Raw genomic sequence first — 16,889 nt, 5'->3', positions numbered from 1 at the left:
TTCATATCTCCTCGGATTGGTTCGCGGGTGCCATTCCGGCATCTGCAGCCCGCATTCGGGCGCGCAGCGCGGCCAGGCACAGCGCAATGGGCAGGATGTCATGCGTTCCCCGCGACCGGTCCTCGGCACTCATGACGATGACGTCCAGGCAGTCATGCTCGATCCAGCAGCCAGTGGGCACCAACGAGGCTGCCGCTGACCAGGTCCGCGTATAGTTCAGCGCCCGGACACGGTTGCCATCCTGTTGGCGCCAGATGCCCGGTTCGAGCTCTTCAAGGTCGGCCAATGCGGGAAAGATGGACTTGCCGATTGCTGCGTCCAGTTCGCGTGACGGCGCGGTGGCGGCAAGACAAGACGCGATCGCGCCGCGTAGCGGTGCCAGCGCAGTACCCGTCCTAGCCGGAAGTGGTGCATGACAGGCCATCACTCCAGCTTCCCTGCCGGCAGCCACTGCGCTGAAACGACCGGCGGCTGGACGGCCTCGAGCAAGCCATCACCGATGGCGTAGACCCAACCATGGAGCATGAGCGGCGTGCCGCGGCTCCAGGCCGCAAGCACGACGGGATTTGCGGCCAGCGCGGCAACCTGGGCCGAGACGTTGCGCCGACAGAGTTCCTCGGATGAAACCGCGCGCCCGTCGCGGCTGGCGTCATGGCTGGCGCAAGTGTTCCGGTACAGCTTCCTAAGGGGGGCAAGCCACAGGCCGATGGCGCCGCCGGGCTCGGTCCCGGCCATTGCCGCATCCACGCCGCCGCATCCGTAGTGGCCAACCACGATGATGTGATCGACTTCGAGTGCCTCGACCGCAAACTGCAGGGCGGCCTGGAAATTGGGATCATCCGGATTTGCGAGATTGGCGACGTTGCGATGTACGAACATCTCGCCCGGATCGAGATCGACGATTTCGGTGGCGGGCACACGGCTGTCGGCGCAGCCTATCCAGAAGTACCGCGGCTTTTGCTGGCCAACGAGCCTCTTGAAGAAGCCCGGATCGCTCGCTGTCTTGCGGCTCGCCCATTCCCGGTTGCGGTCGAAAAGTTCGGTGAGCGCGCAGTCCTCTTGCGGCGCGGCCGGAATTCCAGGTTCAGGCAAGCCACCGGTCATGAAGCGCCGGCATGCAGATCGACAATCCGCAGATAGGGCTTCAGGGTGCGGAAGCCTTGCGGGAACTGGCGCGCGGCCTCCTCGTCCGACAACTTGGGTGAAATGACCACTGGCTCCCCTGGCGTCCAGTTGACCGGAGTTGCGATACTGCGAGCATCTGTGAGCTGCAGGCTGTCGATCGCACGCAGGATTTCGGCGAAGTTGCGGCCCGTGCTTGGAGGATAGGTCAGGATCAGCCGAATTTTCTTGGTTGGATCGATGACGAAGACCGACCGGACCGTGACCGTGGGATCGCTCTCGGGGTGGATCATGTCGTATAGCTTGGAAACCCGGCCGTCCGGATCCGCGATCATCGGAAAATCGAGGCGGGCGCCTTGCGTTTCCTCGATGTCGTGTTCCCATTTGTGGTGCGCCTCAACCGGATCCACCGAAAGGCCGATCGGTTTGACATCACGCTTGTCCCATTCGGAACGAAGCTTGGCCACTTCACCCAGTTCGGTGGTGCAGACCGGAGTGAAGTTCTTGGGATGGCTGAACAGCACGCCCCAACTCGTTCCCAGCCAGTCATGGAACCGGATGCGGCCGTGGGTTGTGTCCTGTTCGAAATCGGGGGCGATCTGCCCGAGATGAATGGTCATGAGCGGCTCCTGTCGGAATGCTCACCCATTTTGGGGTCAGGTTGATAACCAAGCAAACGAATGATATTCATGCTTGGAAACAAGAAATTTGATATTATAGTTCCGGAAGTGCTGTGCAGTCGCCGTGCGCCATGACAGGCGGCGCAGGGCCATCATCAACGCTGTCATATTCGGCGATTGTCAGAAGGAATCCTAGGGTATGGATATTGCGGTTGCCCGGACATTTCTCGAAGTCGTGAAGACCGGCAGCTTCGTTCGGGCAGCCGAAAACCTGAACCTCACGCAAACGGCGGTCAGCGCGCGGATTCGCGTCCTGGAGGAGCAACTGGATCGCCCCGTCTTCATTCGTAACAAGGCTGGCGCCAGATTGACTCCGGCCGGTGAGCAGTTTCACCGGTTTGCGACCACGCTTGTCCAGGTCTGGGCGAGGGCACAGCGCGCGGTGGCCCTGCCACCGGGGCGCGAAACGGTTGTAACGATCGGGGCAGAACTGAGCCTGTGGAGCCCGCTCCTGCGGCACTGGCTCCTGTGGATGCGCCGCGAATGTCCGGAGATCGCTGTCAGCACGCAGATTGACACCTCCGAGCGGCTGATGGAGCAGGTTCAGGATGGTTCGCTCGATGTGGCGGTGCTCTATGCCGCCCCGAGCCGGCCCGGCATGATTGCCGAACTGCTGTTCGAGGAGAAGCTCGTCCTTGCCCGGACGACGCCGACGACCAAGCCGCTGGCGCCGGAGGACCATGTCCTCATCGACTGGGGAGAGGAATTCGCGGCGAGTTACCAGGCGGCATTTGCCGATCAGCCCAATGCAGTAGTGTCGATCAGCTATGGGCCGCTCGCGCTCGACTATATCCTCGCGACAGGCGGGGCGGGCTATTTCCGCAAGGGTTTCATTCGTTCCTACCTTGAGGAAGGGCGGCTCGCCCTTGTCCCCGGCAGCCCCGAGTTTTCCTACTCCGCCTATGCAGTCCATTCGACCAAGGCTGACCCGGGGGTCATGGACCGGGTGCGCGCGGGCTTGCGTGCGGCTGCGGCGATCGCGGCATGAAGGAAATGAGGTGATGCCATGAACGAACCTACCTCCCCACCCTGCGGTGCGGCCGATGCCGACGACGTCTACATGGGATATGCGGGGAGGGACGAAATTGTCGCCGCCCTCAACGAATTGCTGGAGGCAGAAAGGGCCGGTGCGCGGGTCGCGGCCGAGAGCGCGAAAACAAGATCACCTGCCGGATTTGCCGAACTGATGCGGCACGTGCGTGCAGACGAGGCGCACTGGTGCGCGATGCTCGATCGGCATATCCGGTGTCTTGACGGATCGCCATCGCACAGCACCGGAGACTTTCACGCCAGGGCGATGGCCATTGCCGATCCGGTCGAACGGCTGTCCTTTCTCAACCGCGGACAGCAGTGGGTGGTGCGCAAGCTGGAGGCGCTGATGCCCCGGATACGCGATGACCGGCTTCATGCCGATCTGGCCGAGATGGCGCAAAGGCATCGTGATAACGTAGCGGCAGCCGAAGATTTTCTGGGGCGACTGCAATCCCGGAAATAGAATAAAATTTATTGCATTGAAGATGCAATAATATGCATTTGTAACATGTCAATGCCTGCGCGACAACCGCGCTCCTGACCGAATGCTTCTGACGACAGTACCCGCGTAGACCACTTCTCCGGGGCTCCCGCACAGGAAGTATGGCGCGGTCGTCGAGGGATTGCAGGCATGGCGGTAAATGAAGTGCCCGGTGCGGTCTTGGCCGCCAGACAATGGCAGTTGGTCCAGGCATTGGCGGCCGGCCTGGCGCCGCCGCAGGCGCAATGGCTCAGCGGCTACTTCGCCGGCCTTGGCGCGGTGCTTCCTGCCGCGGCGGCGAGCGGGACTGGTCCTGGGCCGGCGTCGCGTTCGCTTACGATCCTCTATGGGACCGAGACAGGCAATGCAGCCGACGTGGCGAGGGCCGCCGAGGCGGCTGCGCTTGCGCGGGGGCTGGCGGCTGCGGCGGTGGACATGGCCGACTACAAGGTGCGGCAACTGGTGCACGAGGAAGACCTGCTGATCGTTGTCAGCACTTACGGCGAAGGCGACCCGCCGCAGCCGGCGGCGGGCTTCTTCGAATTCGTCGAGGGCCGCAAGGCACCGAAGCTGCCGGGCCTGCGTTTTGCCGTGCTGGCGCTTGGCGATTCCACCTACGAACACTACTGCCAGGCGGGCAAACGGCTCGATCGGCGGTTAGAGGAACTGGGCGCGCGGCGGATCAGCGACCGGGTCGATTGCGATGTCGATTACGAGGATGCCGCCGCCGCGTGGACGCAGGCCGTCATCGCGCAGATTGCCGCTGTGGCCCCGCAAGGAGCGATACCCGCCGCGGTCCTGCCCGGCAGCGCTATCGCCGCTGCCAGGCACGACAAGCGCAATCCGTTTCCTGCCGCGGTAATCGAGAACATCGCCATCGTCGGGCGCGGATCGACCAAGGAAACCCGCCACGTTGAATTCTCGCTCGCCGGCTCCGCGCTCGCTTACGAACCCGGCGATGCGCTCGGCATCGCCGCCGAGAACGATCCGGCAGTGGTCGCCGCGCTGCTCGGCGCGCTATCCCTGCCCCCCGACGCTGCATTGGAGATCAAGGGGCAGACCCTGACTCTAGGCGAGGCGCTGACCCGGCGCTTTGAAATCACGGCCGCAACCCCGCGCTTTCTCGACTACTGGGCCATGTTGAGCGAGGCAACTGCGCTCAGGCAGTTGCAGGATGCGGACAGGCCGGGCGAACGCGCGGTATTCCTGCGGACGCATCATATTGTCGATATCGTCCGCCGGTTTCCTGTTGGCGCAGTCATGCCGCAAGGCCTGGTGTCGGCACTGCGCCCCTTGCAGCCGCGGCTCTATTCGCTCGCATCGAGTTTGTCGGCAGCGCCTGACGAAGCACATCTGACGGTGGCGCCCGTGCGCTACGCGCTGCACGGGGAGCAGCGCAGCGGGGTGGCTTCCGGGCTTCTGGCCGACCGCGCCGACCCCGACACTGTCCTGCCGATCTATGTCCAGGCCAATCCGCATTTCCGTCTGCCTGCAGACGATGTCCCGATCATCATGATTGGAGCAGGCACGGGTGTCGCGCCCTATCGCGCCTTTCTGCAGGAGCGCGAGGCGAGGGGAGCCGCGGGCCAGAGCTGGCTGTTCTTGGGCGAACGCAATTTCCGCACCGATTTTCTCTACCAGACCGAATGGCAGGCCTGGCTGAAGGATGGCACGCTTGGCCGGATGGATGTCGCCTTTTCGCGCGATGGGCAGGAGAAGGTCTATGTCCAGCACCGAATGCGCGAGCGCGCTCGTGACATCTTCGCGTGGCTGGAGGACGGCGCGCACGTCTATGTCTGCGGCGATGCTGCTCATCTGGCTCCCGATGTCCATGCGGCGCTAGTCGAGATCGTGGCGAGCGAAGCGCGCACAGGATGCGAGGCAGCCGAGGACTATGTCCGCTCGCTCCAGGCCGATCACCGCTACCAGCGCGACGTCTATTGAAGGACTGATCATGACGAGGAGCATCGACCGAAGCCGCGACCTTTCCCAGCCGCTTGATCGTCTGAGCGCCGATGAGCGCATGAAGGACGCGAGCGATTACCTGCGCGGCACAATCGACGAGGGTCTGCTCGATCGCATAACCGGGGCCATGCCTTGTGCCGACGACGTGAAGTTGATGAAGTTCCACGGGATATACCAGCAGGACGACCGCGACCTGCGCGACGAGCGTCGGCGACAGAAACTTGAACCGGCTTACCAGTTCATGATCCGCGTACGACTGCCGGGTGGTGTCTGCACGCCGGCGCAGTGGCTGAAACTCGACGAACTCGCCCGGGCCCACGGCGGCGAAACCCTGCGGGTCACCACCCGCCAGACGTTCCAGTTCCACTGGGTACTCAAGAACCGCCTGCAGCCGGTGATCCAGGGGCTTCACGACGCCCTGCTCGACACCATCGCCGCCTGCGGCGACGACAGCCGCGGGGTGATGTGCACGGTCGATCCCCAGGCCTCCCGCTTTCACGCCGAGGTTGCTGCCATGGCAAAGCGGGTGAGCGATCACGTCATCCCGAAAACCCGGGCCTACCACGAAATATGGTATGGTGAGGAACGGATCGCGTCCTCCGGGCCGGAGGATCCGTTCTATGGCCGCACCTACATGCCGCGAAAGTTCAAGATCGGCTTCGCGCTGCCGCCCTCGAACGATATCGATGTCTATGCGCAAGACCTGGGGTTCATCGCCATCGGCGGACCGGACGGGCTGGAAGGATTCAACGTCGTCATCGGCGGCGGCATGGGGCGCACCGATCAGGCACCGGAAACCTATCCGCGCCTCGCCAGCCTTATCGGCTTCGTGCCCGCAAGTCAGGTGATCGCCTGCGCCGATGCGGTGATGGCGGTGCAGCGGGATTATGGCGACCGCAAGGACCGCCAGCGCGCCCGCTTCAAGTACACCATCGACGACAAGGGACAGGATTGGATCAAGGCAGAGATTGAGCGCGTGATGGATGCGCCGTTCGGGGAACCGCGATCCTTCATCTTCACCTCCAACGGCGATACGCCTGGCTGGAGTGCCACGCCTGATGGGCGGCAGCACCGCACCATATTCGTCGAGAATGGCCGGCTCGATCGCAAACTTCTGGATGCCTTTCGTGACCTGGCGCGAATCCATCGTGGCACCTTCCGCCTGACTCCCAACCAGAACCTGATCGTCGCCGGCGTGAAGCCGGAGGACCGACCAGCCATCGACGCGGTTCTGGGCGATCACGGCCTTGGCACCGACACATTCTCTGCCTTGCGCCGCAATGCCATCGCCTGCGTCGCCCTGCCCACCTGCGGCCTCGCCATGGCGGAAAGCGAGCGGTACATGCCATCGTTGATCGCCCGGATCGAGAGCATCCTGGCGAGCCATGGTCTGTCTGCCGAACCGATCACGATCCGCATGAGCGGTTGTCCGAACGGCTGTTCGCGGCCCTACATCGCCGAGATCGGTTTGACCGGCCGGGCGCCGGGCAAGTACAACCTTTATCTCGGTGGTGGCTTCCACGGCCAGCGTCTCAATCGCATGGTGCGCGAGAATGTGGGCGAGGCGGCGATCCTCGAACTCCTGGACGATGTGATTGGCCGCTATTCCCGCGAACGGAAGCCGGACGAGCGCTTCGGTGATTTCACCATCCGCGCAGGTATCGTCCGCGAGGTGACGGAAGGACGTTTCTTCAATGACTGACGACAAGGCCGATAGCTGCCCTGAGACGATTGCCGCCGCGTTCGGGGTCGCCAGTGATCCAGCGTTTGGAGCGGTCGCGCCGCCACTCTATCTTTCTACGACCTACGAATTTGCCGGATTTGAGCAGCCGCGAGCCTACGACTATGGACGCGCCGGCAACCCGACGCGGGATCTCCTTGCGGAGGCTATCGCCAAGCTCGAGGGTGGGGCAGGCGCGGTAATCACTGCGAGTGGAATGGCGGCGGTCGATCTCCTCGTCAGCCGCCTGCCCGCCGGCGCGCAGGTCGTGGCCCCGCACGACTGCTATGGCGGCACGATCCGCCTGCTCAAGGCCCGCGCCGAGCTTGGCCAGATCGGCCTTCGCCTTGTCGATCAGGCTGACGCCGGGGCTTTCGCGTCGGCACTTCGGGAGCGGCCGAGACTGGTGCTCGTCGAAACGCCCAGCAACCCCCTGATGCGGATCGTCGACATCCGGTCAATCTGTACCATGGCACACGAGGTGCAAGCCGAGGTGGCGGTCGACAACACGTTTCTTTCGCCGGCCATCCAGCAGCCGCTTGCGCTGGGGGCCGATTACGTCATCCACTCCACCACGAAATACCTGAACGGCCATTCCGATGTGATCGGCGGCGCCGTTGTCGCGGCCGATGCCGTGCAGGTCGAGGCGCTGCGCCATTGGGCTAACGTCGTGGGCAGTACTGGCGCGCCATTCGACGCCTGGCTGACCCTGCGCGGATTGCGTACGCTGTTCCCGCGAATGGAGTGGCAGCAGGCCAACGCAATGGCCGTTGCGCACTATCTCGAATCCCATGCAGCAGTAGCGAAGGTCCATTATCCGGGGCTGCCCTCGCACGCGGGCCATGCCGTGGCGAGCCGCCAGCAGCGCGGCTTCGGCGCGATGCTGAGCTTCGAACTGGTCGGTGGGATCGAGGCCGTGAAGTGCTTCATCGCCGCGGTGGGTTGCTTCACGCTCGCGGAATCGCTGGGTGGGGTCGAAAGCCTTGTCGCCCACCCGGCAACCATGACCCATGCCGACATGGGCGCCGAGGCGCGTGCTCTTGCCGGGATCAGCGATAATCTGCTGCGGTTGTCTGTCGGCATAGAGGCCGAGCAGGATCTCATTGTCGGACTGGGACAAGGGTTGGCAGCATGTGGTGGTTGAACCAGCGAAGAATGGCGCAGGTTCGTGAGGAGGCGACATGTCTGCCCGGGTGCTGATCGTCGATGCGTTTGGGTTGGTACTTGCGCTGAGCGGGTTCGCCATGGCGTTTCGGCAATCATTTGTCAGGCGCCTGTTCGGGTGGTCCGCGCCGCGTTCACGGCCTGTTCGCGGCGAAGGCGATCCGGTAACGTATGTCCTTAGAATATCCGGAACCATGATCATGGTCTTCGGCATTGCACTGGGAACAATGGTGACGCTGTTCAGTCTCGCCTAGCAGGAGAGCCTTCCATGACTGACACTGGCGGCAACGACCTGTTGATGCGGATCGCACGCGAAATCGCGATGCGTTATCGGGCCGGCGAGGACAGACTGGAAGATCTCGTCGGACAGGCGATCCAGCGATATTGCGTGGAAGGAGCGGCGCCCCCAGTCCTCGCTGCGGATGTCAGCTTCGAGGTTCGTCGTTTGCTGGAATCGGACATCGTTTCCGACTTGGTCGATGAAGCTTCGATCGAGTCCTTCCCGGCAAGCGACCCGCCCGCATGGATTGGGCGCAGGCATCGCGGCGTCTTGTGATGGGCACTCTAAGCCTGAAACGGGCCTATGTACCGCCTGACCCAAACGATGGCATTCGGCTTCTCATCGATAGGCTCTGGCCGCGCGGCGTCAGTCGAAGCGAGGCTGCAATTGACTGCTGGATGAAAGAAATTGCGCCGTCTGTGCCGCTGCGCAAATGGTTCGGACACGACCCTGCCCGATTTGCTGAATTCAGCGAGCGATATCGCGAGGAACTGGATGAAAACCCGGAAGCCGTCGCACAGTTATGCGACATGGTGCGCCAGCATGACGTGACGCTGGTCTACGCTGCTCGGGACCCTCACATCAATCATGCTCGCGTCTTGGCGGAATACCTGGCTGAACACGAATGTTCACCCAACGCTACGACCTGATCTGATTTACACTTTGATGAGACCGGTCCCGTTATCGAACTCCGGCGCTTTGCTGGCGCAAATAGGCAATGACATCGGCACGCTTCTGGGCATCAGTCAAACGAAACGCCATTTTCGTGCCCGGAATTACGCTGCGGGGATCCCGAAGCCAGCGATCGAGATTGTTTGCGTTCCAGATGATACGAGAATTTTTGACAGGCGTCGAATAGGCGTAGCCGGGCGCCGATCCGGCCTTGCGGCCATAAATACCTCGGTGAGCAGGTCCGACGCGGTTGGCGTCGAGTGAATGGCAACTGCCGCAATTGGCGGTATAGATTGTCGCCCCACGTACCGCGTCACCGGGGGCGGCGAAAACCGTTGTCCCGCAAAGTGCGAAACTCGCTGCTACAAGGAACCTTGCCCTTGGAATCAGGGCATGGTGAGCATTCATGATCCATGTCTCCCGACACTTGCCAGCCGATCTCCCAACCGGTGAGGGGGAGCAGGCTAGGAAACCGGCTGGCGGTGCGACCCTAGCCGAACATCAGTGCGGCCTTGGGCAAACCTTCGCCGAGCGTCGAAGATAGCAGCGCCCAATGGGCCGCTTCGTCGGCAGCGATCCTGGCGCTCACTTGCGCCAGATCGCGGCTTCCGAACGAGGGGATGACGCCGATGTACGCATTGGCCGCACCCTTCTCATGCGCTTGAGCCAACCTCAGTACGTCTTCCTGCGTCTTGATTGCGGCGATGTTCAGACTGGTCAGGTATTCTGCCCGCGATTTGGGGGACACCGGGTGACCGCCGAGCTGAGTGATCGCACTGGCCAAGGCGTCGCGGTGTCCCTTGTGGTGTCCCTGGAACAGCAGTGCGACATCAAGCACCGGCTTCTGCAATAGTCCGCTTTCCGCGCCGATCTGGTAGGCTTCGATTGCCTCCAGCTCGAGCCCGAGGGCGACATTGAGTATATCGATGTCGCCCTGATGGGCCGCCGTGCCTGGCTTCCGACCGTGGGTGCGGGCAAGGGCAGGGGCATTGCCCAGAATGCCAATGGCTGCGACCGACAGCAGTCCGGTGCTGGCAATTCCGATCATGCTGCGGCGCGACGAGACAATGTGTTCCATGTGCGTAAATCCTCCTTCAGGATTCATGCGGCTGGTGGGCTGGTGGAGCGGGCCGCACCGGTCATCTGCGACCGTACTCCCTTTGATGCCATCTGTTCGCAAAGGTTCCGGTCAGTGGTGCCATTCCTCGTGGCCCATGATGGGAACCTTTGCCAGCCCGTGGTATCCAAGCAGATGAAGCGAGCCGAACGGATACAGACCGTGTCGTAAAAGGAGGCTGGCATGACTGCATTGCGCCGGATCGACTATGCGGCAATGGACGACAGATCGCTTGCCGCGCTCATCGCCGCCCGCGATGCCAATGCTGTCCGGCAGGTGACCGCGCTCAACAACCAGCGCTTGTTTCGCGCAGCATGGTCTATCCTCAAGTCTCGCGCCGATGCTGAGGATGCGGTGCAGTCTGCCTATCTCAAGGCCTTCGCCGCGATAACCTCGTTCACAGGTGCGTCCTCGCTTTCGACCTGGCTGACGCGGATCGTCATCAATGAGGCGCTGGGCAAACTCCGGTCAGACCGGCGCAGGCGTACGCGGCTCGATCCAGATTCCGTCATCGATCTGGAGCAATACAGAGAGGCACTGATGCGTGGCTCGGCGACTGCAAACGATCCCGACCGGGAACTGGCCCTGAAGCAGGTCAGGCAGATGATCGAACAGGCAGTCGCCCGACTGCCGGCACAGTACCGTCTGGTCTTCGTCCTGCGAGATATCGAGGGCATGTCGGTCGATGAAGCGGCAAAGGCGCTCGATGTCGTGCCGGCGACCGTGAAGACCCGGCTGTTTCGTGCTCGCCAACTCCTGCAACACGAACTTGAACCCGAACTCAGGCCGACTCTCGACGGAGCTTTCCCGTTCGCCGGCGCGGATTGCGCCGGCCTCACAGGCAGGCTGCTGGACACGCTGGCTTGGGAATGTCCCGGCGACAGGTAATATCGAGAGCGTCGGAGTGATTTGCGGGACTTGCCATGTTCGATGACTGGGCGCTCTTTTCCCCATTGGACTGACTGCCGACAGCATGAGCTTCAAGACGTTCGGAAGCAGCATGCACCGAGTTTTGAAACTTGCAGTCGAAAAAGAAGCCCTGAATTTCCAGGGTAGGCGGATCGTGTGGGCCTTGGGTACGCATTACGCCGATGCGCAAGTGATGGTGAGGCACCGGCACCGTCTTGGCTTTGTCGAGGGCGGCAAATGCTGCCAGGCCAAGATCGTGACATACAGTCCGACCCCAAGGGGAACGGCGGCATTGGACAGCGGGAATACTGGTGGCAGGGCATGTGATGATGGCGCTAAAGCATCATATCATCGACCGGGATCACACCTTGCGCATGATGCTGCAGGGCAAGGATCGATACCAGGCAGATCTTTAAGACACTGCTTCAGGAGAAGGCGCCATGGGTCTGTTGATCGACGGCATCTGGCATGACGAATGGTACGATACGAAGTCGACCGGCGGCCGCTTTGTCCGCAAGGACAGTGCTTACCGCAATTGGGTGACGCCTGACGGTGCCCCGGGTCCCAGCGGGGATGGCGGCTTTGCTGCGGAGGCCGGGCGCTATCATCTTTATGTGAGTCTCGCCTGTCCCTGGGCACACCGCACTCTGTTCATGCGGGTGCTGAAGGGGCTGGAACAGATGATCGATATATCGATCGTCAACTGGGTCATGCTGGAGCGCGGCTGGACCTTCGACGATGCCCCGGGCGTTATTGCCGACCCCATTCATCACGCACAGTGCCTGCACCAAATCTACACCGCGGCAGACCCCCATTATACCGGGCGAGTTATCGTTCCCGTGCTGTGGGACAAGAAAACCGGGCGCATCGTGAACAACGAATCGTCGGAAATCATGCGTATGCTGGGCACTTCCTTCGATCATCTCGGCGCGCGACCGGGCGACTATTATCCCGAAGATCATCGGGCGGAGATCGACGCGCTGAACCAGCGGATCTACGACACGGTGAACAATGGAGTGTACCGGGCGGGTTTCGCCACCACGCAGGACGCATATGCCGAGGCGATCGGTCCATTGTTCGAAACGCTGGACTGGCTGGAAGAGCGGCTGGAAACTCGGCGTTACTTGCTGGGAGATCGGTTGACCGAGGCGGACATCCGCCTGTTCACCACGCTGATCCGGTTCGATCCGGTCTATGTTGGGCATTTCAAGTGCAACCTGCGACGGATTGTCGATTATCCCAACCTGTGGCGATTCACCCGTGAGATCTACCATCTGCCGGGTGTAGTCGGAACGGTGAACATGCAGCACATCAAGGGCCACTATTACCAGAGCCACCGTACCATCAATCCGACCGGGATAGTGCCACTGGGCCCGGAAATCGAATACTGATCAGCGCTGCCTCGCCGGTCCGAAGGCGAACTATGCGATGTCGGAAACCGTGGCGATCTGGACGGCCCCTTCCAGCGTCTTGTGGACCGGGCACCGGGCAGCGACCTCCAGCAGGCGGGTCCGCTGATCTTCCGAAAGATCGCCTGAAACCGACACGCTCTTGCGAAAGGTGTCGATCCTGCCGGGGTGGCCTTCCACTTCGGCCTTTTCATGGTACACCACCACTTCGACATGATCGAGCGGCCAGTCCTTCTGACGCGCAAACCAGCGCACGGTCATCGCCGTGCATTCCGCCAGGGCCGCGGTGAGCAGGTCGTATGGCGCAGGTCCAAGGTCGAGTCCTCCCATTGCGGGCGGTTCGTCGCCGAGGATTTGGTGCCCTGAAACTTCGATAGCCATGGCGAACGGGCTGCCTTGCGCCTGAGTCGGGGGCGCATCGGATACGTGGGCGATGGTAACGTCAGTCATTTGCTCGCTCCGGTCCCGGCCGGCTTGTCTTCCGGCAGGGGAATGAATTCCAGATCATCGCCAACGGGCAGCTTCATGCGCTGCTGCCGCCAGTCTTCCTTGGCCTGTTCTAGTCGCTCCTTCGACGAGGACACGAAATTCCAGAACATGAACCGCTCGCCGACCGGCTCGCCGCCCAACACCATGATGATCGAGGGCTCCAACGCCTGAATGTCGGCCGCACTGGCGGGGGTGAGCACGGCCATTTGTCCTGCGTTCAGCACTTGGCCCGCGACTTCCGCCTGCCCGCTCGCCACGTATACCGCGCGTTCCGGATAAGCCATAGTGACCAAGTGGCGCGCGCCGGGCTCCATCTCGAGGTGTTGGTAGAATAGTGGGGAATGGGTCGGAACCCCTGCGGCAAGGCTATCGGCGGCACCGGCAATCAGGCGTCCGCGCAGGCCTGCGTCCTGCCATTCCTGCAGATCTGCACCCTCGTGGTGGTAGAAGGCGGGCGCAGTTTCCTCATGCTCCACCGGCAAGGCGACCCAGGCCTGGATGCCATGCATGTGCGCACCGTGGGCGCGGGCATATTCCAGCCGCTCGCTATGAGTAATGCCGCTGCCCGCGACCATCCAGTTCACCTCGCCGGGGCGGATTTCCTGATGAAAGCCAAGGCTGTCCCGGTGGGTCAACGCACCGCTGAAGAGATAGGTCACGGTCGAAAGACCGATATGCGGATGGGGGCGCACGTCCAGTCGGTCAGGTATGCCGGGCGCAAGATCCAGCGGGCCCATCTGGTCGAAGAAGATGAAAGGACCGATCATCCGGCGGCGGGCGAAAGGCAGCACGCGGCCCACTTCGAAGCCGCCGCCCAGATCACGAATGCGCTTGTCGATGACGAGTTCGATCACGGCCAGTGTCTCTTTCGCAAGCAGTCTGCCGAGCGGTCTCATGATCGCCCGGCAGACTTTGAAGTTCAAGCGGATGCAGGCTCCCGAGATGCTTCGATGGATCGCACGAGGGATAGGCCACGGCCGCCATTGCGAAGTCGAGGCTGGCCTTGTCGGTAAGGCTACCATCCTGCACCTTGGTATGGACCTCACCGATCAAGATCTGCGGACGGATGACGAGACTGGTGCCAATCTCCAGGAGTGTTTCGTTCAGTTGGGCCTGCGCACACACCCCGCCGGTAAAGGCGAACGTCGAGCTCATCGTTACCACCGGCTGCCGATTTCCTGTCGAGCACGCCCTGAATCTTGGTATTTCGGCTGCCAATGGAGATCCTAGCCTCCCTTTTTGCTGAGGAAAGCACGATGAGCTATTATTTTGCCACGACGCTGGAGACTGATTTCGAGGGTGCGGTGCAACGTGCTACCGAAGCGCTGAAAGCGCATGGCTTCGGGATCATCACCCAGATCGACGTCAGGGATACGTTCAAGAACAAGCTTGGGGTCGATTTTCGGAATTACCGCATCCTCGGTGCGTACAATCCGCAGCTGGCGCACGAAGCGCTCCAGATCGAGGACAAGGTTGGCACCATGCTGCCATGCAATGTCGTCGTTCAGGACGCAGGTGGAGGGAAAATCGAGGTTGCAGCGATAGATCCGGTAGCCTCGATGATGGCTATCGATAATCCGGAACTGAAGCGTGCAGCTGAGCGAGTGCGCGACAAACTGCGCAGCGCAATTGAAAGCCTTTAAGCCGGGGCGTTGATGCAAACTTCGGATTGAAAACACGTTTTCGATCTACAATTACGGATTTGTCGTAGGGCTCATTCCGAATGCCGGTACAAAGTGGTTCGTTAGACTGGCGCCAATCCACCTGAATGCCACCAATGCTGTGAGTAAGATAATGGGTCAATCAGGTCGATTGTGGTAGTGCTAACGCTTCGGCCCCGGCTGCCCGGTTCCGTTCAGCAAATGCATAATGTGGTCCGACACTGCGGTCGCTGCTGCGCGGAGCGGTTCGTCGATGTGGATGTAACGCTGGGTGATGCCACGTGACGCATGCCCTAGCAGCGCCGCGATCGTCAGCTCGGAATAGCCAAGCCCGCCGGCGATGCTGGCAAAGGTATGGCGCAGGACGTGAGGCGTTACATCTTCAAGCCCAGCCTTAAAGCACACCCTTTCAAGCACGCGGACGACCCCTATGAAGTGGCCGTCGCCCCAATCCGCCGGAAAGAAGTATTTCGAACCCATGTTGGGCTGGGCCAGGAGCAGATCGACGGCGGCGGCGCCGATGACCCTGCGCTGTGCACCTGTTTTCGTCGTTACGAAATGAACCGCATTCTCCTCTTCGAGGAGCCATTTCCGCTCAAGTCCCAGAGCTTCCAAGCGCCGGAAGCCCGTCAGCAACAACAGCTTGATCACCGCGATCCCCTTGGGATGCTCGAGATCGGCTTCCGCCTCCCGAAGTGCCGCACCAAGCTTGCGAATTTCTGCCTGGGAAAGCCACCTCATGCGAGGCGGGCTGGCAATCCGCCGGATGCCTCGGGCAGGATTCTTCTCGATCTCCCCAAGTCGGACCGCATGTTCCAAAATGGAATGCAAGGTCGACATAGTACGAGCAGCGACGCCTTCGCCCCCCTTTGTCGCGCCGCCACGGCTTCCAACCCGTGGCTTTGAGGTCGCCCCTGCTGCGATGTCGGCTTGAGCCGCTTCGATATCACCCAGCTTGAGCGTTTCGATGATGCGATGCCCCAGCAATGGCCGGATGTGGGACTCAATCCGACTGCGGTCCATGGCCAAGGTCGATGATTTGATCGCCTTGCGACTGCGGCCGATGATCTTGCCAGCTTCGGCGCGCTCGAGATACCAATCGCAGATCTCGCCTACGGTATGGCCAATTGGCTGCTGCTTTATTTCTTCGATAGGGTCTGCGCCTTTGGCAACATCACCAAGCATCGCGCGAGCGTTGCGCCTGGCCTCCTCGACGGTCATTAGGCCGAAGCGGCCGATGACCTTTCTGCGGCTCAGCCCAGTGGTACTCCGGTACTGGACCACGAAGCTTTTGGTGCCTTTCTGTCCGACCGTGACACCAAAGCCGCGGAGCTCATTGTCCCACACAAACTGACTCGAACCTTTGACCCCATCTTTCAGAGGTTTCAGAGCTTCGACGAGCGTTTTTGTGATTTTTGGCATGTCCTCAGCACCTTACCGATAGGCCGGAAAATCTGCTTACTTTTCCCGCAAGAGAGCCCCATTTTGCTTACTTTATAAGCTTTGTAGATCAAAATCTAGCGTGGGGCAGGTTATGGTTGTCGTGCCGCGTTGGCAAGAAAATTCCCTATATACCGTGCTTTATCGTGTTTCTGAGCAGTGTCGGATAGTGCGGCGAAAACGCCTCGGGCGAATTGCCAAGGTTGGGGTCGAGGGTTCGAATCCCTTCGCCCGCTCCAGATTTCCTAGAGAAATCAAGAAGTTAAAGAGGTCGCCGTTTGGCGGCCTTTTTCATTTTCGGCTCGTCTACCACCCGTCTACCACCGAGTGAAATTGACCATCGGAGTGCACCTGCGTCCGGTGAAATCCTCCAGCTACATCACAGCGCTTTTTCGGTCGGTCCCATCCTCACCCGGCCGATTCGAAGCTGCGGTTCCCGCGGCAGCGCCAGAGACGTGGGATAAAGATGATCCCGGCCGCGATCTCGTATGATCCGGCGGAGCTCACTCGGCTCATAGGTCTCCAACTTCTCACCGATACTCGGATAATCGAGCAACCGTTCCAGTGCGGGGCGAACTGCTGGACCACGCGCGCAGCTGCGTCAGGTGCGACCGGGCCGAAATGCTCGTGCAGACGCACAAGGCCCGACGGCGCCGCTGGTCCAGGGGATCTTCATTTGACCGGCAAGAGATGGTTCGATGCAGCTCAGAGATAGCTTTGGTATAACCTTAATATGTGTCAGATACAC

Annotated in this window: 20 protein-coding genes; 11 read left to right on the top strand and 9 right to left on the bottom strand. The window is 61.4% G+C overall.

Going from position 1 to position 16,889, the window contains the following annotated elements:
• Position 1: 1 nt before the first annotated feature.
• Genes K426_RS02965 through K426_RS02955 form a run of 3 tightly spaced genes read right to left on the bottom strand, consistent with a single transcriptional unit; the run spans position 2 to position 1,742 of the window.
• Positions 2-424 carry a hypothetical protein gene (locus K426_RS02965; protein ID WP_443018218.1) on the bottom strand — a complete coding sequence of 141 codons (423 nt, stop codon included), beginning with the start codon at positions 422-424 and terminating at the stop codon, positions 2-4.
• A complete protein-coding gene (locus tag K426_RS02960) occupies positions 424-1,104 on the bottom strand; it encodes a carbonic anhydrase (protein WP_066553548.1) in 681 nt (226 codons plus the stop codon). The genes K426_RS02965 and K426_RS02960 overlap by 1 nt, the downstream gene beginning before the upstream one ends.
• Complete coding sequence (locus K426_RS02955) at positions 1,101-1,742, bottom strand: peroxiredoxin (protein ID WP_066553545.1); 642 nt, start codon at positions 1,740-1,742, stop codon at positions 1,101-1,103. The genes K426_RS02960 and K426_RS02955 overlap by 4 nt, the downstream gene beginning before the upstream one ends.
• Before the next feature lie 199 nt (positions 1,743-1,941).
• Between K426_RS02955 and K426_RS02950 the strand changes: the two genes are divergently transcribed.
• From K426_RS02950 to K426_RS02915, 8 genes are all read left to right on the top strand, one after another.
• The gene (locus tag K426_RS02950) at positions 1,942-2,790 is read left to right on the top strand and encodes a LysR family transcriptional regulator (protein ID WP_066553543.1); all 849 of its coding nucleotides are present in this window, start codon (positions 1,942-1,944) and stop codon (positions 2,788-2,790) included.
• Positions 2,791-2,808: 18 nt separating this feature from the next.
• Positions 2,809-3,297: a DUF6306 domain-containing protein gene (locus tag K426_RS02945; RefSeq protein WP_066553541.1), complete on the top strand. Its 489-nt coding sequence runs from the start codon at positions 2,809-2,811 to the stop codon at positions 3,295-3,297.
• A 168-nt stretch (positions 3,298-3,465) separates the two neighbouring features.
• Positions 3,466-5,259 carry an assimilatory sulfite reductase (NADPH) flavoprotein subunit gene (locus tag K426_RS02940; RefSeq protein WP_066553539.1) on the top strand — a complete coding sequence of 598 codons (1,794 nt, stop codon included), beginning with the start codon at positions 3,466-3,468 and terminating at the stop codon, positions 5,257-5,259.
• 10 nt (positions 5,260-5,269) lie between these two features.
• Positions 5,270-6,982: an NADPH-dependent assimilatory sulfite reductase hemoprotein subunit gene (locus tag K426_RS02935; protein WP_066553537.1), complete on the top strand. Its 1,713-nt coding sequence runs from the start codon at positions 5,270-5,272 to the stop codon at positions 6,980-6,982.
• A complete protein-coding gene (gene metB / locus K426_RS02930; RefSeq protein WP_066553534.1) occupies positions 6,975-8,144 on the top strand; it encodes a cystathionine gamma-synthase in 1,170 nt (389 codons plus the stop codon). Before K426_RS02935 ends, metB begins: the two co-directional genes overlap by 8 nt.
• Positions 8,145-8,181: 37 nt before the next feature.
• Positions 8,182-8,418, top strand: a complete 237-nt coding sequence (locus K426_RS02925; protein ID WP_066553530.1) for a hypothetical protein — start codon at positions 8,182-8,184, stop codon at positions 8,416-8,418.
• Positions 8,419-8,432: 14 nt separating this feature from the next.
• Positions 8,433-8,720 (top strand): hypothetical protein, encoded by a 288-nt coding sequence (locus tag K426_RS02920; protein WP_066553528.1) that lies wholly within the window; start codon positions 8,433-8,435, stop codon positions 8,718-8,720.
• A complete protein-coding gene (locus K426_RS02915; RefSeq protein ID WP_066553525.1) occupies positions 8,720-9,094 on the top strand; it encodes a DUF488 domain-containing protein in 375 nt (124 codons plus the stop codon). Before K426_RS02920 ends, K426_RS02915 begins: the two co-directional genes overlap by 1 nt.
• A gap of 31 nt (positions 9,095-9,125) precedes the next feature.
• On the opposite strand, the gene K426_RS30105 is transcribed toward K426_RS02915, so the two are convergent.
• Complete coding sequence (locus tag K426_RS30105; protein ID WP_082748382.1) at positions 9,126-9,524, bottom strand: c-type cytochrome; 399 nt, start codon at positions 9,522-9,524, stop codon at positions 9,126-9,128.
• An 82-nt stretch (positions 9,525-9,606) separates the two neighbouring features.
• A complete protein-coding gene (locus K426_RS02910; protein WP_145907160.1) occupies positions 9,607-10,194 on the bottom strand; it encodes a ferritin-like domain-containing protein in 588 nt (195 codons plus the stop codon).
• A 222-nt stretch (positions 10,195-10,416) separates the two neighbouring features.
• On the opposite strand from K426_RS02910, the gene K426_RS02905 reads away from it, so the two are divergent.
• Positions 10,417-11,121, top strand: coding sequence for an RNA polymerase sigma factor (locus K426_RS02905; RefSeq protein ID WP_066553516.1), 705 nt, complete (start codon positions 10,417-10,419; stop codon positions 11,119-11,121).
• A gap of 461 nt (positions 11,122-11,582) precedes the next feature.
• On the top strand, positions 11,583-12,533 hold the full coding sequence (locus K426_RS02900; protein ID WP_066553513.1) for a glutathione S-transferase family protein: 951 nt from the start codon (positions 11,583-11,585) through the stop codon (positions 12,531-12,533).
• A 30-nt stretch (positions 12,534-12,563) separates the two neighbouring features.
• Here the strand turns inward: K426_RS02900 and K426_RS02895 are convergent, their stop codons facing one another.
• Genes K426_RS02895 through K426_RS31160 form a run of 3 tightly spaced genes read right to left on the bottom strand, consistent with a single transcriptional unit; the run spans position 12,564 to position 14,195 of the window.
• Positions 12,564-13,001, bottom strand: a complete 438-nt coding sequence (locus tag K426_RS02895; RefSeq protein WP_066553510.1) for an OsmC family protein — start codon at positions 12,999-13,001, stop codon at positions 12,564-12,566.
• Complete coding sequence (locus K426_RS02890) at positions 12,998-13,894, bottom strand: pirin family protein (RefSeq protein ID WP_066561267.1); 897 nt, start codon at positions 13,892-13,894, stop codon at positions 12,998-13,000. Before K426_RS02890 ends, K426_RS02895 begins: the two co-directional genes overlap by 4 nt.
• Positions 13,860-14,195, bottom strand: coding sequence for a hypothetical protein (locus tag K426_RS31160; RefSeq protein WP_145907158.1), 336 nt, complete (start codon positions 14,193-14,195; stop codon positions 13,860-13,862). The genes K426_RS02890 and K426_RS31160 overlap by 35 nt, the downstream gene beginning before the upstream one ends.
• Positions 14,196-14,296: 101 nt before the next feature.
• On the opposite strand from K426_RS31160, the gene K426_RS02885 reads away from it, so the two are divergent.
• Complete coding sequence (locus K426_RS02885; protein WP_066561264.1) at positions 14,297-14,683, top strand: DUF302 domain-containing protein; 387 nt, start codon at positions 14,297-14,299, stop codon at positions 14,681-14,683.
• 180 nt (positions 14,684-14,863) lie between these two features.
• Here the strand turns inward: K426_RS02885 and K426_RS02880 are convergent, their stop codons facing one another.
• Positions 14,864-16,123, bottom strand: coding sequence for a site-specific integrase (locus K426_RS02880; RefSeq protein WP_066553508.1), 1,260 nt, complete (start codon positions 16,121-16,123; stop codon positions 14,864-14,866).
• Positions 16,124-16,889 lie beyond the last annotated feature (766 nt).

The sequence above is a fragment of the Sphingobium sp. TKS genome (assembly GCF_001563265.1).
Lineage (GTDB): Bacteria > Pseudomonadota > Alphaproteobacteria > Sphingomonadales > Sphingomonadaceae > Sphingobium.
The sequence above is the reverse complement of the archived record's forward strand: the minus strand, read 5'-3'. Positions and strand labels throughout refer to the sequence as shown.

Excerpts from the sequence above, each read along its gene's own strand:
- K426_RS02895 (WP_066553510.1), bottom strand. The coding sequence starts at position 13,001 with ATGACTGACGTTACCATCGCCCACGTATCCGATGCGCCCCCGACTCAG.
- K426_RS02935 (WP_066553537.1), top strand. The coding sequence starts at position 5,270 with ATGACGAGGAGCATCGACCGAAGCCGCGACCTTTCCCAGCCGCTTGAT.
- K426_RS02940 (WP_066553539.1), top strand. The coding sequence starts at position 3,466 with ATGGCGGTAAATGAAGTGCCCGGTGCGGTCTTGGCCGCCAGACAATGG.
- K426_RS02910 (WP_145907160.1), bottom strand. The coding sequence starts at position 10,194 with ATGGAACACATTGTCTCGTCGCGCCGCAGCATGATCGGAATTGCCAGC.
- K426_RS02900 (WP_066553513.1), top strand. The coding sequence starts at position 11,583 with ATGGGTCTGTTGATCGACGGCATCTGGCATGACGAATGGTACGATACG.
- K426_RS02915 (WP_066553525.1), top strand. The coding sequence starts at position 8,720 with ATGGGCACTCTAAGCCTGAAACGGGCCTATGTACCGCCTGACCCAAAC.
- K426_RS02920 (WP_066553528.1), top strand. The coding sequence starts at position 8,433 with ATGACTGACACTGGCGGCAACGACCTGTTGATGCGGATCGCACGCGAA.
- metB (WP_066553534.1), top strand. The coding sequence starts at position 6,975 with ATGACTGACGACAAGGCCGATAGCTGCCCTGAGACGATTGCCGCCGCG.
- K426_RS02905 (WP_066553516.1), top strand. The coding sequence starts at position 10,417 with ATGACTGCATTGCGCCGGATCGACTATGCGGCAATGGACGACAGATCG.
- K426_RS02925 (WP_066553530.1), top strand. The coding sequence starts at position 8,182 with ATGTCTGCCCGGGTGCTGATCGTCGATGCGTTTGGGTTGGTACTTGCG.
- K426_RS02960 (WP_066553548.1), bottom strand. The coding sequence starts at position 1,104 with ATGACCGGTGGCTTGCCTGAACCTGGAATTCCGGCCGCGCCGCAAGAG.
- K426_RS02955 (WP_066553545.1), bottom strand. The coding sequence starts at position 1,742 with ATGACCATTCATCTCGGGCAGATCGCCCCCGATTTCGAACAGGACACA.
- K426_RS02885 (WP_066561264.1), top strand. The coding sequence starts at position 14,297 with ATGAGCTATTATTTTGCCACGACGCTGGAGACTGATTTCGAGGGTGCG.
- K426_RS02965 (WP_443018218.1), bottom strand. The coding sequence starts at position 424 with ATGGCCTGTCATGCACCACTTCCGGCTAGGACGGGTACTGCGCTGGCA.
- K426_RS02880 (WP_066553508.1), bottom strand. The coding sequence starts at position 16,123 with ATGCCAAAAATCACAAAAACGCTCGTCGAAGCTCTGAAACCTCTGAAA.
- K426_RS30105 (WP_082748382.1), bottom strand. The coding sequence starts at position 9,524 with ATGAATGCTCACCATGCCCTGATTCCAAGGGCAAGGTTCCTTGTAGCA.
- K426_RS02950 (WP_066553543.1), top strand. The coding sequence starts at position 1,942 with ATGGATATTGCGGTTGCCCGGACATTTCTCGAAGTCGTGAAGACCGGC.
- K426_RS02945 (WP_066553541.1), top strand. The coding sequence starts at position 2,809 with ATGAACGAACCTACCTCCCCACCCTGCGGTGCGGCCGATGCCGACGAC.
- K426_RS31160 (WP_145907158.1), bottom strand. The coding sequence starts at position 14,195 with ATGAGCTCGACGTTCGCCTTTACCGGCGGGGTGTGTGCGCAGGCCCAA.